This is a genomic window from Shewanella sp. NFH-SH190041 (assembly GCF_024363255.1).
Lineage (GTDB): Bacteria > Pseudomonadota > Gammaproteobacteria > Enterobacterales > Shewanellaceae > Shewanella.
Genome location: NZ_AP026070.1, coordinates 1907411 through 1922095 on the forward strand (window position 1 = coordinate 1907411; position 14685 = coordinate 1922095).

The following is a 14685-nucleotide window of genomic DNA, read 5'->3' on the forward strand; positions in this document are numbered from 1 at the left end:
ATCTCAATTGGACAGGAGTAAATTAGATTATTTGCTCTAATGTTATCGTTTGACATTAGAGAAATGAACGCCCAATTAAGGTGTGAAGCACGTGACCACGAAACTTAATTGACCACTGTAAACACTGACCCCAAATTAACTCCCGAATGCCAAGCGTGCTGAATCACTCTTAAATTGTTTGTTATAAAGCTATTTATTAAGGTTATATTTTGGTTTGATAGCTTCTATGACAAAAGCTTCTATTAAATTTATCGATACATCCCAATTATCAGAATGCAACACCCTTAACCTATAACTTGATAAATACCTAAACCACTCTTCTTTACTATTGAAAAAAATCCTATCAATACTCTGAATATTTTTACAAATAGTTCCACCATTATCGCCTTTTTCCGTTTTTTTATACAGTCGCAGTTCTTGGAGTATTCTGGCGTTTAACGACGTAGATTTTTTCTACCTCCTTGTCCGACATAAACAAGCTCTCCTAAAGGGGACTCTAGAACATATATACCTGTTGAACACAAAGATATTCCTAAAGACAACGTCCCAGTTTTGGGACTACTATCTTCTTTGAGAAGAACCAATGACAAATCAATAATACTGATACGACTACCTATTTGTAATAATACTTCCTCTAAAGCTAGACCACATGAATTATTTAACTTTTTTGCAATTTCCACTAAATCTCCTTTGCTTTATAACGCCCTGTTAAGGTGTGAGTAACGCAATACAAAAGTCATCTCACACCACCTTAATCACTAAAATCAACGCATAGCAAAAAAGCCACGTGTTGCTAATTCCTCTTAAAAAGTTTGTTATAGACCGGAGCCGAGATTGTCGATGGTATCATCAATTTCGTTTGCTAGGTCTGTGACGTTTCCCAAAAGCTCTAAAATTGATTCAACAGAGATATCTATCATTTGCCCATCTTTGTCATACCCCGCTCGATGTACACAATGGTGACGCAGCTCTACGGCTTTGAACAACCAAGACAGGTTTTCAAACTTGTGACCTAGAACATCCTTATACATTGGCTTGATCTTTTTGATATCATGAAATATTAAATCTTTCAAGTAAGTTGCTACTGTCACTTTAAGCGCATCTTGTTCTTGATAGATCTCTTTGAGAGTAAACTTACGTTTAGCAAATTCAGGATCTGTTTCTACCAACTTTCGAGTCAGTTCATCTGAATTACAAACATGATGAATGAACACCCCCGCTAAATACCCTTCAAAGGAAGAAACAACATGGGCATGAACCATAACTAAGAAGCTAAATTTTGCTTTTTCTGGTACTTCCAAATCGAGCATAATATCGACACTTTCGAGTTGATCCATTAACAATTGATAGTGTGGCTTATTTTCATTTTCTAAGTACCATTCACGCTCTTCATATTCATCATATGGATAGACATTCTCTTCTAACCATCTATCCATAAACTCTGGATCACCAGCACTTCCACCATAACTTTCGCAAAAATCTGCGTAATCACCCATTAATTTGTTTCTCTAATCTAATTGTTATGCGTAGCTTATAACGCCTTGTTAAGACGCTAAAATGTGTAGCGAAGCGGAACTGAGCCAAACTTTAGCTGTCTCGCTTGAACAGCTAGTTATGTGACTAACGCTCAAATAATTGCTGGGGACTTATTGTTGACCAGTTTATGGATTTTAATGATTTTAACGGCTTTAACGATTTTAGTCTTTTGAGTGGTTTTAAAGACTTTAACCCTTTTAAAGGTTTTAATGCTTGTAAAGGTTTTAATGCTTGTAAAGGTTTCACTGGGCCTGCGGAAGAGCTTGGAGTAAATAATATGACATTACCATGATGATCCCAAATATTACCATCTTCGAAAAAACCAAGGTGCGCTCCAGAAAAAGAATAAATAGAATCGCCGTCGATATAGGCTATAGGGGAACCACTAAAAGTAAATATTGTATCTCCATCATCACAATACGCATATGGCTGACCTGATGAATCAAAGAAATCTAATGACATGACTTAACTCCATGTTGAATTGGCACATAACAACTTATTACTCGGACTTCTCGTTAAACTCCAAGCAAGAACAGGGTGCAAAACCATAGGTTTAGTAAATTAAATCAATAAATATATAATCTGACAAGTAACTATTACCACAATCTATGGGGGTATCTTTAAAACAAAGCGAGACTTGTATTACCTGCAGGGCGAGAGCATACTTCGATGACTTTTTATCCAAAGAAGACCTTTGAACGATAATCATCATTCCAGCCCGCCTTTTTTATCTTATTTCGTTGGCTTGGTGCATCACAATGGCACTGCTGCAACAGGTTCATCACAAACCGGCGAAATAGCGCCATATTTTCAACGGCATCACCCATTGCAATGCGCGAAGCATCCTCTTTAAAAACAACATCAAGGATGTAATGTTGACTATTTTCAATACGCCAGTGTTGACGAATATAGTGTCCTAAAAGCTTATGTTTTGGTGATAAAGAGCTGACGTAGAAGCTGGTATCGATTGAGGTTTTACCATCTTGAGTACGATGGCGCTCCACCGCAATGAAACTGCGGATGGTCGGCCATTTCTCTATTAACTCCGGGGTGAGCTTAGCCTTTAACTGAAAGACGTAACGTGCTTCTGTACGCCCATGAGCTTGCTGAATAACTTCAGTAATGACCTTTTCCTTATTGGCATCACACAGAGTTTGGAATTGAGAACGAATAAATTTATGCAGTAGAGGTTGATTTTTCTTAACTTGAACAACGACATGAGCTTTCTTACTGCTGATTAACTCAAGCGTTTCACGCTGGCAATGGAGTGCATCCATAGTGATGACGGCACCTTTGATATCAAGGACTTTGAGCATCTGTCGTACAACTTTGATTTCACCGTTTTTATTGGCTGTCGGCCGCTGGCTGAGAACGAGTCCGTTCTCACAGTCGTATGCAGTAACAAGCTGCAATGCTTGCTTGGGGTTATTACGATAAGCCCCTCGAAGTACCTTGCCATCCAGTGCAATCAGTGGCTTACCAGAATGGTAACGATGCTCATTGGCCCAGCTTAATAGGGCTAACAGCAGTGATTCGACTTCAATAGCGCGCAAGATGCGCGCAATCGTGTGCCGGCGGGGAACACCTGATTCATACAAACGGTACTGCTTTAACCAATCAATTTTATTGTCCCCAAACTCTTGAATATCGCGCCAACCCTCAGCTCCTGAGGCAATGGCACTAATAACAAGAAAGATGACATCAATAAGATCGTGCCGACGATTAATGTCAGAGCGTGTTTCGGTAACGACGGAGAGGTGTTCAAACAAGTCCATAGCAATGACCAATAATAAAAGACGCCGCTATTTGATCATATTTTTTAATAAAGTGCGATCCCGCCCTGGTATTACCTGAGCCATGAGATAGCACCGTAAGTAAATCAGTAAATTTTTAATATATATGTTATTCAACATGTTATAGGGTTTTTAAAAACAAACCGAGAATGAGTTCACAATTTTGTGGTTCGCTTTTTGGCATTTATACGTACACTCAATTATGGCTGCATATTAATACAGTGTTTAATTGTTTTTATGCACTATCTCCATTTATATGGTCAATCCGAACATAATTAAAGGATTGGCGTTATAGCTTACAAGCGGGAAGATTTCACCTTTAATGAAACCGATAATTTAGTGATTAAAATCATAAAAAATTAATTTTTATGTACTTTGGTTTTTCCATGAGTTTATCTACGGTGAATATTAGTTAAAAATCAAAAGAGGGATTTGACTGTAACTGATAATAGGGCAGATGTGTTTTAGTAAGCTGTCAGTTCAGATGAACCCTTGAATTGACAATATGACAGAAGGCTTCTAGACGAATTCACGTTAGTGTTAGTGACTATCCCTGATAGAGCTTCTTTCTTTGCAGGCACTAAAGTTAAAAATTTTACTGGTGAACAACATTTCAATGTTTGTTTTTCTCACTAGATTTACTCAGCGGCTAGCAATAATAAAGCACCAAGATAATCATATTATCGGGACGCTTTATTATTGGGGGCGTGCGCTTATTGTATCGAGCTTCGCAAAGCGGCCGGTAATGCTGCTCAATATGAATTTTAACCATTTGCCAGACTGCTTTAGTAATTAAAAGCAGTCTGACTTTTTATGATAAATAACAGGTGGCAGGTTAGAACTGGCAGCTGTCGCAGTAGAGGTAGACGCCGTTTGGATCGTTAAAGCTAGCTAGGGTTTGTGCTTCGCTGCGCACTTTGCCCAGTAGCTGATCCAGTTGGGTTGCTGTTACTGCTGATGGCGGCAGATAGCTGACCATGGTGGAGAACATCTGTTGGATAATCTCCTGCTCCGGGGATAACTGCTGCTCAATCACCCGGGTGTCATACTGTTTCAGTTTTGCCAGCGCTGCGGCTTTAGCAACCGCTTGCGGCATATCTCCTAGGGCATCAACCAAGCCTAGCTCTAATGCCTTTTTCCCTGTCCAGATCCGCCCTTGGGCAATACTGTCGACTTTGGCTGTTGTCATATGGCGGGCATTGGCCACCAGCGAGATAAATTGTTGATAACCACGGTCAATATACCGCTGAATGACTTGACCTACCTCGGGTGACAGGGGACGGGTAACAGACAGCCCCGCCCAGTCTGTAGTGGCGACACCGTCGGTATGAATCCCCAGTTTGGCCAAGGTTTTCTCAAAGGTGGTGAACATGCCAAAGATCCCGATAGAGCCGGTGATGGTGGTCGGGGTGGCATAAATATAATCGGCGCTGGCAGAAATCCAGTAGCCGCCAGAGGCCGCTAAACTGCCCATGCTGACAACAACCGGTTTACCCGCAGCTTTCAGTGCCAGTACTTCTTGGCGGATCTGTTCCGAGGCAAATGCACTGCCACCAGGACTGTCAACCCGCAAGACGACGGCTTTAATGTCATCATCAAATCTGGCTTTGCGCAGCAGGGCAGAGGTGCTTTCTCCCCCAATTTCACCGGCAGGCTGTTTACCATTTAAAATTTTGCCTTTCGCAACAACAATGGCGATGTTTTCTTTCGCCAGTGGCAAGTCAGTGCTGGGCAACTGGGACAGATATTGCTCAAAGTTAACCTGATTAAATACCGGCTTACCTTTTGCTTTGCCAACTTTATCTTGCATCAGGGTATTGAAGGCATCCTCTGTCAGCAGGCCGTCGACCCATTTCATCTGCATTGCCAGCTCAGCTGGGCTGCCGTTGGCTTTATCCAAGGCGGTTAAGTAATGGCTGGCACTCAGGGCTAAATTGGTGGGGGCAATATTACGATTGGCCGCCACTTGCTCGGAGTAGGATTGCCATAACCCCTGCATCAGTTCTCTGTTTGCCTGTTTAGCGGCTTCAGACATAGAGTCGCGCATATAAGGCTCAACGGCTGATTTAAATGTGCCGACCCGGAAGATATGGGTGCTGACATCTAACTTATCCAGCGCACTTTTGAAGTACAGCCGGTAGCGCGCCAGTCCATCTATGACCACAGCGCCTTCTGGGTTGAGGTAAATCTGATTTGCAAAGCTGGCAAGATAATATTGCTGCTGGGTGAAAAAGTTACCGTCGGCAATGACCTGCTTACCGGCCAGTTTAAAGCGGTTGAGGGCATCACCCACAGCCTGCAGCTTACTGATCCCGGCTTGTCCCATATTGCCGACATCCAGCACGATCAGTTTAATGCGGCTGTCATCGGCAGCATTGTCGATAACCCGGATCACGTCACTGAGCAGAATTTCCTGCCCCTGTTTTTCCGGGCCACTTTGTGACAACGCGGCGGAGAGGGGATCAACATAACGTTTTTGATCGACGATATTGCCGTTTAAATTCAGCACCAGAGCAGAGTGATCGGCAATCTGCACCGGCTCTTCATCGCTCAGCGCTACCACGATACCAACCAGTAGCGCTAAGAACAGCAGGTTGAGAAAGAGTTTTCGGGTGCCATTAATGGTGTGCCACAGCACCTGCAAGATACGCTTGAAAAAAGAAAGCGTTTTCGACATAAAAGTCGCTCCTTTACAAAAGTTTACCCTTAATGCTAACCCAGAATGTGCCATGAGTACGCCACAATGTTACCTAGATTTGTAACTGAGGGTGTTTCGCCACGTTTTATGCCCGCTTACGTTAGCCCTGTGTTGGCGCTTTGCTGCGGTTAAAGGGGCTGGATGAACGGGACAGATGAAATGTGTTACGGATATAACTCTTGGTTATCAATGTGATCAGTTGCTTGGTTGAGCTAAGCGATAGCACAGGGTATGCTCAATTCAATTACTTGTTTAAAAAGGATGTTTACATGTCGGCATTTCCCCATTTACTTGCGCCATTGGATTTGGGCTTTACCCGGCTGAAAAATCGGGTGTTGATGGGTTCCATGCATACTGGGCTGGAGGAGGAAAAAGGCGGGTTTGAGAAATTGGCAGCATTTTACCGCGAGCGGGCAGCAGGCGGGGTTGGCCTGATTGTGACGGGCGGTATCGCGCCCAATTTTCGCGGGCGTTTGGCTCCCCATGCAGCTCAGCTGAGCTTTCCTTGGCAGGTTAAACGCCACCGTATCGTGACAGATGCAGTGCATCAGGCTGACGGGAAAATCTGTATGCAGATCCTGCATGCCGGCCGCTATGGTTATCATCCTTTCAGTCAGGCACCCAGTGCCATTAAAGCGCCGATCAGTCCTTTTAAACCCAGTGCCATGTCCGATGGTCAGGTGCGCCGGACTATCTCTGCTTATTGCCGCAGTGCCCGCTTAGCGCGGCGAGCCGGTTATGACGGGGTAGAGATTATGGGCTCAGAAGGCTATCTGATTAATCAGTTTATTTGCCGCCGGACCAATGAACGCACCGACAGTTGGGGCGGCAGCTTTGAAAACCGCTGCCGTTTTGCCTTAGACATAGTGAAAGGGATCCGTGAAACGGTCGGTGAAGACTTTATTATTATTTTCCGCTTGTCGATGCTGGATCTGGTGGATAACGGTTCTAGCTGGGATGAAGTGGTGACGTTAGCCAAATGGTTGGAGCAGGCTGGCGTTACGATTATCAATACCGGCATTGGCTGGCATGAAGCCAGAATTCCCACCATTGTCACTTCTGTACCACGGGGCGCTTTTACCTGGGTGACGCAAAAGCTGAAACAACAGGTTTCTGTGCCGCTGGTGGCCACCAACCGCATTAATACCCCGGAGCTTGCTGAGCAGATCTTGGCATCCGGGCAGGCCGATATGGTGTCGATGGCGCGGCCGTTTCTGGCTGATCCTGAACTCGTCAATAAAGCTGCGGCCGGGCAGAGTGACCTTATCAATACCTGTATCGGCTGTAATCAGGCCTGTTTAGACCATACCTTTGCTATGAAGCGCGCCAGTTGCCTGGTCAACCCCCGCGCTTGTTATGAAACTGAAATGCCGATTACCGCGACGGAGCAACCAAAACGGATAGCGGTGATGGGCGCAGGCCCGGCCGGAATGTCATTTGCCCTGTATGCCGCCCAGCGTGGTCACAAAGTGGTACTGTTTGAAGCCAGTAGCGAAGTGGGGGGGCAGTTTAATCTGGCCCGTAAAATTCCCGGCAAAGAAGAGTTTAATGAAACTATTCGTTACTTTATCAATCAGCTAGCGCGCCATGGGGTGACAATGCGGCTTAAGACCCGGTTAACGCCAGCGCTATTACAGCAAGAAACCTTTGATGAGCTGGTGGTCGCCAGTGGGGTGGTGCCGCGCCATCTGGCGTTGCCGGGCTTTGATCATCCCGCAGTGGTGACTTACCAGCAGGTATTGCGTGGAGAAGTGAGTGTCGGGGATAAGGTTGCCCTGATTGGCGCTGGCGGGATCGGGTTTGATATGGCTCATTATCTGTGTGAGCGGCAATCCAGTACTCTTAATCCGGAAATTTGGTACCAGCAATGGGGCATTGATACTCAATATCGTCAGGCGGGTGGGTTAGCGGTCGCCGGAGAAGTGCACCAAAATCCGGCGCGGCAAGTGTATTTGCTACAACGTAAAACCACTAAAGCCGGTAAAGGATTGGGGAAAACCAGTGGCTGGGTACACCGCAGTGTGATTAAACAACATGGGGTGAAGGTACTCACAGGTGTCCGATATGACAAATTTGATGAGCAGGGGCTGCATATTATTATTGATGACCGGGAAGAAGTGTTGCCGGTAGATAACGTAGTGCTGTGTGCCGGGCAGGAGTCAAATCTAGCGATGGTTGATGAGTTGCAAGCCCTTGGCTTGCCGGTGCATGTGATTGGCGGCGCTGATGTGGCAGCAGAAGTGGATGCCAAGCGGGCTATTCGTCAGGGCGTCGAATTGGCACTGCAGTTGTAAGCCGTAATAAGCGCGGTACGTTTTTTTCTCTACTCACTATCAACAATATCACGCCCGGCAGCATTGCTGTTCGGGCGTGATATGTTAATGCTATCGCTGTGATGAAATATGCTGGGCGGGCGCAAAATGGTGGCAAACAACATTTGGTTAAACATGTAGAGGAATGCGGTTAAACAGGTAGTGGGATGCGTTTGCGTGGGTTCAGCTGGTTTCCAGTGCCTGTTTAACCGGATTGTAAGCTTGGCGTTTGGCGATTTCGGCGCCTTCACAGCTAAGATCTAAGCTGATATCAGTGACAGGAACGCAGCAGCAGGGCAGACATTCATTCTCCCCCAACGCAGCCAGCGGCGGCGTAAGATAACGCACTTCTCCTTGCAGTAGCCGGGTTTTGCAAGCGCCGCAAAATCCACTGCGGCATTCAGAAAAGATACGGACTTTTTTGGCTTCTAGAGCACTGAGTAGTGTGCGGTGCGGCTCTTGGAACAGTAACACAGGTTGGTTACCGCAACTGACGATAGGCGCTTTTTTAAATACCATCTTACTTACCCAAAATAACGCAAAATTATCTTAAAACTCTTGCCTTAAAGCGATGACGTTAACCTTGTATCCCAGCCCCAAGGGTTCGCCATATTTTGCTCTTTATGTGTGTTGGCTTTCTGTGCTTGCTTGAGCAGCCGGATTGTGACTGACAATACCGGGGGAAATTACGCCCCAGCTGAGTTGAAGTCAGTGGGGCGAATATCAGCGAATTGCGCGCTGGCGTCAAGCTTAGAGATCGAAATCCAAAAATTCGTTTTCATCAATGGCCGAATCAATCTGGCCTACTAAATAAGAGGAGACTTCCACTTCCTGTGGTGCCACCTGTACTGAATCACTCTCCAGCCAGTTTTTCATCCAAGGCAGTGGATTGTTGATTTCGGCATAGGGCAGTGGCAGATGAACCGCCTTCATGCGCTGGTTAGTAATGTATTCCACATACTGACACAGGATCTGCTCATTAAGACCGATCATGGAGCCATCTTTAAACAGGTAGTGAGCCCAAGCTTTTTCCTGCTCGGCTGCCCGCACAAACAGCTCATAGGCTTCTTGGTGACATTCCCGGGCAATTTCAGCCATTTCAGGATCATCTTTACCCGCTTGCATCAGGTTGATCATATGCTGGGTGCCATTAAGGTGCAGTGCTTCATCCCGAGCGATCAGACGGATAATTTTGGCGTTACCTTCCATGACTTTGCGCTCAGCAAAGGCAAAAGAGCAGGCAAAGCTGACATAAAAGCGAATGGCTTCCAAGGCATTCACAGACATCATGCACAGGTAAAGCCGCTTTTTCAGCTCACGCAGTGAAACAGTGACTTCACCTGTGGTTGTGGTGTGGGTGCCTTCGCCGTGCAGTTCATATACCTGGGTGAGGCGGATCAGCTCGTCATAGTAAACGGAAATATCTTCTGCCCGCTTCAGGATCTCTTTGTTAACCACGATATCGTCGAACACTTTACCCGGGTCATTGACGATATTACGGATGATATGGGTATAAGAGCGGGAGTGAATGGTTTCTGAAAATGACCAGGTCTCAATCCAGGTTTCTAATTCCGGCAACGAGACCAGTGGCAAAAATGCTACATTGGGGCTGCGGCCCTGAATGGAGTCCAGCAGAGTCTGGTACTTCAGGTTGGAGATAAAGATATGCTGTTCGTGATCCGGCAGTTTGCCGTAATCAATTTTGTCACGGCTGACATCCACCTCTTCTGGCCGCCAGAAAAAAGACAGCTGCTTTTCAATCAGCTTTTCAAAAACTTCGTATTTTTGTTGATCATAGCGGGCAACGTTGACCGGCTGACCGAAAAACATCGGCTCTTTAGTCGGGTCATTAGGGGTGTGACAAAAGGTTGAATAAGCCATATTGCTCTGTTCCTGACAAAGGGGCCTGTTCGGCCCCAGGGTATAACACTAAAACGGTTTAGATCTTACAGGCCCCGCCTGCGCAGCCATCGTCTTCCTGCTCTATGGCCGTCAGTTCATCATAGTGATCTGATGCGCCATCCCGGGTGTTATGGTAGTAAAGGGTCTTAACCCCTAATTTATACGCCGTCAGCAGATCTTTAAGCAACTGCTGCATAGGCACTTTATGTCCGGGGAAGCGGGCTGGATCATAATTGGTATTTGCTGAAATCGCCTGATCGATAAATTTCTGCATAATTCCCACCAGCTGCAGATAGCCTTCATTATTCGGCATCTGCCACAGCAGCTCATAATTGTGTTTCAGCTCGTCAAAATCCGGTACCACCTGTTTCAGTTGGCCATCTTTACTGGCTTTCACACTGATAAGCCCGCGTGGTGGCTCAATACCATTGGTGGCATTGGAGATCTGCGATGAGGTCTCTGATGGCATCAGTGCTGACAGAGTTGAATTACGCAGGCCGTGACGCACGATATCCTGGCGTAGCCCTTCCCAATCCAGATGCAGCGGCTCATTGGTGATCTTGTCCAGTTCACGCTTATAGGTATCAATGGGCAAGATCCCTTTGGCATAGTTGGTATCAGCAAAGGATGGGCAGGCACCTTGCTCCCGGGCCAGCTTCATTGACGCTTGCAGCAGGTAATACTGCATGGCTTCAAAGGTTTTATGGGTCAGGTTGTTAGCGCTGCCATCTGAGTACTTCACGCCGTGTTTGGCCAGATAATTGGCAAAGTTGATCACGCCAATACCTAAGGTGCGACGATTCATCGATGCATTTTGCGCCGCTTTAATCGGGTAGTCCTGATAATCCAGCAGGCTATCTAATGCCCGTACGGCGAGGTCGGCTAAATGCTCAAGCTCAGCTAAGTTATCAATTGCGCCCAGGTTCAGCGCCGACAGTGTACAAAGGGCAATTTCCCCTTCAGCGTCATCCACGGCATTGAGTGGTTTGGTTGGCAATGCAATTTCCAAGCACAGGTTAGACTGGCGGATTGGCGCAACCTTGGCATCAAACGGGCTATGGGTATTACAGTGATCCACATTCTGGATATAAATACGACCGGTGGAGGCGCGCTCCTGCATCAGCAGTGAAAAGAGCTCTGATGCTCTCACTGCCTTTTTACGGATACTGTCATCTTGCTCGTACTGTAGGTACAGGCGTTCAAATTCATCCTGATCTTCAAAGAAGGCATCATAGAGACCGGGTACATCCGATGGGCTGAACAGGGTAATATTGCCACCTTTGATCAGTCGGGTGTACATCAGCTTGTTGAGCTGTACGCCGTAATCCAAATGGCGGATACGGTTATCTTCCACCCCGCGGTTATTTTTCAGTACCAGCAGGGATTCCACTTCTAAATGCCAAATAGGGTAGAACAGTGTAGCGGCCCCACCGCGCACGCCACCTTGGGAGCATGACTTCACTGCGGTCTGGAAATATTTATAAAACGGCAAGCAACCAGTATGGAAGGCTTCACCGCCACGGATTGGGCTGCCCAGCGCGCGAATACGGCCAGCATTGATACCAATGCCTGCACGCTGGCTGACATATTTAACGATGGAGGAGGCGGTCGCATTGATGGAGTCTAAGCTGTCACCGCACTCGATCAGCACGCAGGAGCTGAACTGACGGGTAGGCGTCCGCACACCCGACATAATGGGAGTGGGCAGCGAAATCTTAAAGGTAGACACCGCATCATAGAAATCTTTGATGTATTGCAGCCGGGTTTCACGTGGGTAACGGGCAAATAGGCAAGCTGCAACCAGAATGTAGAGGAACTGCGCGCTCTCATACACTTCTCCGCTCACCCGGTTCTGCACCAAGTATTTGCCTTCCAGCTGTTTTACCGCCGCATATGAGAACGTCATATCGCGCCAGTGATCCACATAGCTGTCGAGAATATCTAACTCTTCTTTGCTGTAATCTTCCAGCAGGTGGCGGTCATATTTGCCCAGATCCACCAGGCGAGTGATATGGTCATACAGTGCTGGTGGCTCAAAACGGCCATAGGCTTTTTTACGCAGGTGGAATACTGCCAGTCGGGCGGCCAAGAACTGATAGTCCGGTGACTCTGGCGAGATCAGATCTGCGGCGGCTTTGATAATGGTTTCATGAATCGCTTCAGTGGGAATGCCATCATAGAATTGCAGGTGAGAGCGCAGCTCCACTTCCGAGACGGAAACCTTGTCCAACCCCTCGGCTGCCCAAGTAATGACACGGTGGATTTTGTCCAGGTCAATGTTTTCCCGTTCACCACTACGTTTGGTCACTGTCATATTGCTATTCATTGAAGATTGGCCTTGAAAATATCTGTAAAAATGGCGGTTTACCCTATATTTTTCTGTTTTAGCCCGGCGCTGTTGTAAAATCTGCTGCAACAGGGGTATTTCAGATCACTTTTAGCTGATTTTTATCTGTTGTCCGTGAGGCTGAAATTTGTGCTTATTTAGGCTGAAACACAATATATGGTGTGTTTTTGGATTTCAGATACAAGATAGTGAGGTATTGGCTGATTTGCAAGATGCGTTTGTGGGGATAATCTGTGAGTATCATGAGGATAATCAGCGCAGTTAGCGGCAGCTAACCCCCAGAGCTGAATTTGCAAAGCACTTCAGCCATTAGGCTGATTTTTCAGCTGCCGCATTTTGTCAGTTCGATTGCAAAAATAACAACCAACCGGATTAATCGGACGATTTACTGCTTTACATTTGCTTTAAAGCAGTAAAGTCAGTTGCGCTGGATTAGCCAACATGATGGTTGATGGCCAGTTTTCGGGGTGATCCTGCGGGCCGATATAGCCCCAGTGTGCCACGCCGCCTTGCATGCCCACCGCCTGAGCGGCCAGCAGATCACGCTCGGCATCCCCCAGATACAGCACTGACTGCGGGGCCATATTACACTGCTGCGCCGCCAATAACATCGGGGCGCGGTCCGGTTTATTGCGGGTGCAGCTATCACCACTTATTACGCACTGCATCAATGGCAATAGCCCCATCCGTTGTAAGAGGGGGCGGGTAAAGCGGGCCGGCTTATTGGTAATCACCCCAATAGGGATCTGACGAGAGCGCAAAAACGTCAGTAATGTCTCCATGCCTGCAAACAACTGCGCATGTTGGCCATTGACCGTGTTATACCAGTGCAGCATCCGTTGTTGTAACGCCTGTTGAGTCGCCGCTGGCATATCCGGGCAGGCAGCTTGCACCATGGCCAAGCTGCCATGGGAGGCTGCTGGTCGCATGAGCTTGGCATTACAGCAAGGGAGTCCCGCTTCTTGCAGGGCACAATCAAGCGCGGCAATTAAATCCGGCGCGGTGTCTACTAAAGTGCCGTCTAAATCAAAGAGGACGGCCTGAATCGGCAGCGTTAAGGATGACGGTGAGGGCTGGGGCGCTGACGCTGTTTTAGATGTCTGGTGTTGGGTCACTGATTTATCCCGCTTGGTATATGACAGATATGCCTGTAGTCACAGTATTAGCAACAATCACTTTGTGCCTCGATGCTCTTACACATGCACTGCATGAATGACGCGCAATGAATGGTGAGCATTCGTGTGTCAACAGGCATATCCAATTCCAATATCTAGGCTTTGTTAAGCTTACTCGGCTCTTTGGGTGGCAATCATATAATTGACATCCACGCAGGCGGTATATTTAAACAAACCCGTGAGGGGGTTGTAGGTGATCCCCGCCGCATCTCGATTTAACAGTTCAGTATTGTCCACCATCGCCATCAGCTCAGAGGGCCTGATAAATTTACCGTGATCATGGGTCCCGATCGGGAGCATCTTTAATAGATATTCAGCTCCGATAATGGTTTCCACATAAGAGCGCAGATTACGGTTGATGGTAGAGAAAAATACCCAACCGCCGGGCTTGACCATCTCACAGCAGGCTTGGATGACTGATTGAGGATCTGGGACATGCTCAAGCATTTCCATACAGGTGACAACGTCATAGTGCGCCTGATGGTCATGGCTATGCTGCTCTGCGGTATCGCGGCAGTAATCAATCAATACGCCGGTTTCCAGTGCATGGAGCTTGGCCACTTCCAAGGGCTCTTGTCCCATATCTAAACCGGTTACCCTGGCCCCAAGACGCGCCATACTCTCAGATAAAATACCGCCGCCGCAGCCGACATCCAACACGGCTTTACCGAAGATGCCACCGGCATGATCGTCAATATAATTGAGCCGCAGCGGGTTGAGTTGATGCAGGGGCTTGAATTCACCGTTGGGATCCCACCAGCTGGCAGCCATTTTTTCAAATTTGGCGATTTCACTGGGGTCGACATTTTGATGCTGTTCCATGGATTAACCTGTTATTGATTTTAATTTAGCTAAACCCGGACATTATGCGGCAGAGGCGAAATATAAAACAATAAAGGGATCACTGGAAAACAGATTGGCA

General features: G+C 46.9%; 11 protein-coding genes. 1 reads left to right on the plus strand and 10 read right to left on the minus strand.

Annotated features, from left to right (window positions below; genetic code table 11):
* Positions 1-434: 434 nt before the first annotated feature.
* From NFHSH190041_RS08400 to sppA, 5 genes are all read right to left on the minus strand, one after another.
* A complete protein-coding gene (locus NFHSH190041_RS08400) occupies positions 435-680 on the minus strand; it encodes a hypothetical protein (RefSeq protein WP_261924778.1) in 246 nt (81 codons plus the stop codon).
* A 135-nt stretch (positions 681-815) separates the two neighbouring features.
* Positions 816-1496, minus strand: a complete 681-nt coding sequence (locus NFHSH190041_RS08405; protein WP_261924779.1) for a hypothetical protein — start codon at positions 1494-1496, stop codon at positions 816-818.
* A gap of 124 nt (positions 1497-1620) precedes the next feature.
* Positions 1621-1998, minus strand: a complete 378-nt coding sequence (locus tag NFHSH190041_RS08410; RefSeq protein ID WP_261924780.1) for a 4-fold beta flower protein — start codon at positions 1996-1998, stop codon at positions 1621-1623.
* A 215-nt stretch (positions 1999-2213) separates the two neighbouring features.
* Complete coding sequence (locus NFHSH190041_RS08415) at positions 2214-3311, minus strand: ISAs1 family transposase (RefSeq protein WP_261923720.1); 1098 nt, start codon at positions 3309-3311, stop codon at positions 2214-2216.
* Positions 3312-4164: 853 nt separating this feature from the next.
* Positions 4165-6006: a signal peptide peptidase SppA gene (gene sppA / locus NFHSH190041_RS08420; protein ID WP_261924781.1), complete on the minus strand. Its 1842-nt coding sequence runs from the start codon at positions 6004-6006 to the stop codon at positions 4165-4167.
* A 290-nt stretch (positions 6007-6296) separates the two neighbouring features.
* Here sppA and NFHSH190041_RS08425 point away from each other — a divergent pair, with 290 nt between their 5' ends.
* Positions 6297-8321, plus strand: coding sequence for an NADPH-dependent 2,4-dienoyl-CoA reductase (locus NFHSH190041_RS08425; protein ID WP_261924782.1), 2025 nt, complete (start codon positions 6297-6299; stop codon positions 8319-8321).
* 201 nt (positions 8322-8522) lie between these two features.
* Here the strand turns inward: NFHSH190041_RS08425 and yfaE are convergent, their stop codons facing one another.
* The 5 genes from yfaE to ubiG all read right to left on the minus strand — a co-directional run bounded on the left by yfaE (position 8523) and on the right by ubiG (position 14585).
* Positions 8523-8858: a class I ribonucleotide reductase maintenance protein YfaE gene (yfaE, locus tag NFHSH190041_RS08430; RefSeq protein ID WP_261924783.1), complete on the minus strand. Its 336-nt coding sequence runs from the start codon at positions 8856-8858 to the stop codon at positions 8523-8525.
* Between the two features lie 231 nt (positions 8859-9089).
* Positions 9090-10220 carry a class Ia ribonucleoside-diphosphate reductase subunit beta gene (nrdB, locus tag NFHSH190041_RS08435; protein WP_261924784.1) on the minus strand — a complete coding sequence of 377 codons (1131 nt, stop codon included), beginning with the start codon at positions 10218-10220 and terminating at the stop codon, positions 9090-9092.
* A 58-nt stretch (positions 10221-10278) separates the two neighbouring features.
* A complete protein-coding gene (nrdA, locus tag NFHSH190041_RS08440) occupies positions 10279-12567 on the minus strand; it encodes a class 1a ribonucleoside-diphosphate reductase subunit alpha (RefSeq protein WP_261924785.1) in 2289 nt (762 codons plus the stop codon).
* A gap of 425 nt (positions 12568-12992) precedes the next feature.
* Positions 12993-13640 carry an HAD family hydrolase gene (locus NFHSH190041_RS08445; protein WP_410010871.1) on the minus strand — a complete coding sequence of 216 codons (648 nt, stop codon included), beginning with the start codon at positions 13638-13640 and terminating at the stop codon, positions 12993-12995.
* Positions 13641-13874: 234 nt separating this feature from the next.
* Positions 13875-14585, minus strand: coding sequence for a bifunctional 2-polyprenyl-6-hydroxyphenol methylase/3-demethylubiquinol 3-O-methyltransferase UbiG (gene ubiG / locus NFHSH190041_RS08450; protein WP_261924787.1), 711 nt, complete (start codon positions 14583-14585; stop codon positions 13875-13877).
* Positions 14586-14685 lie beyond the last annotated feature (100 nt).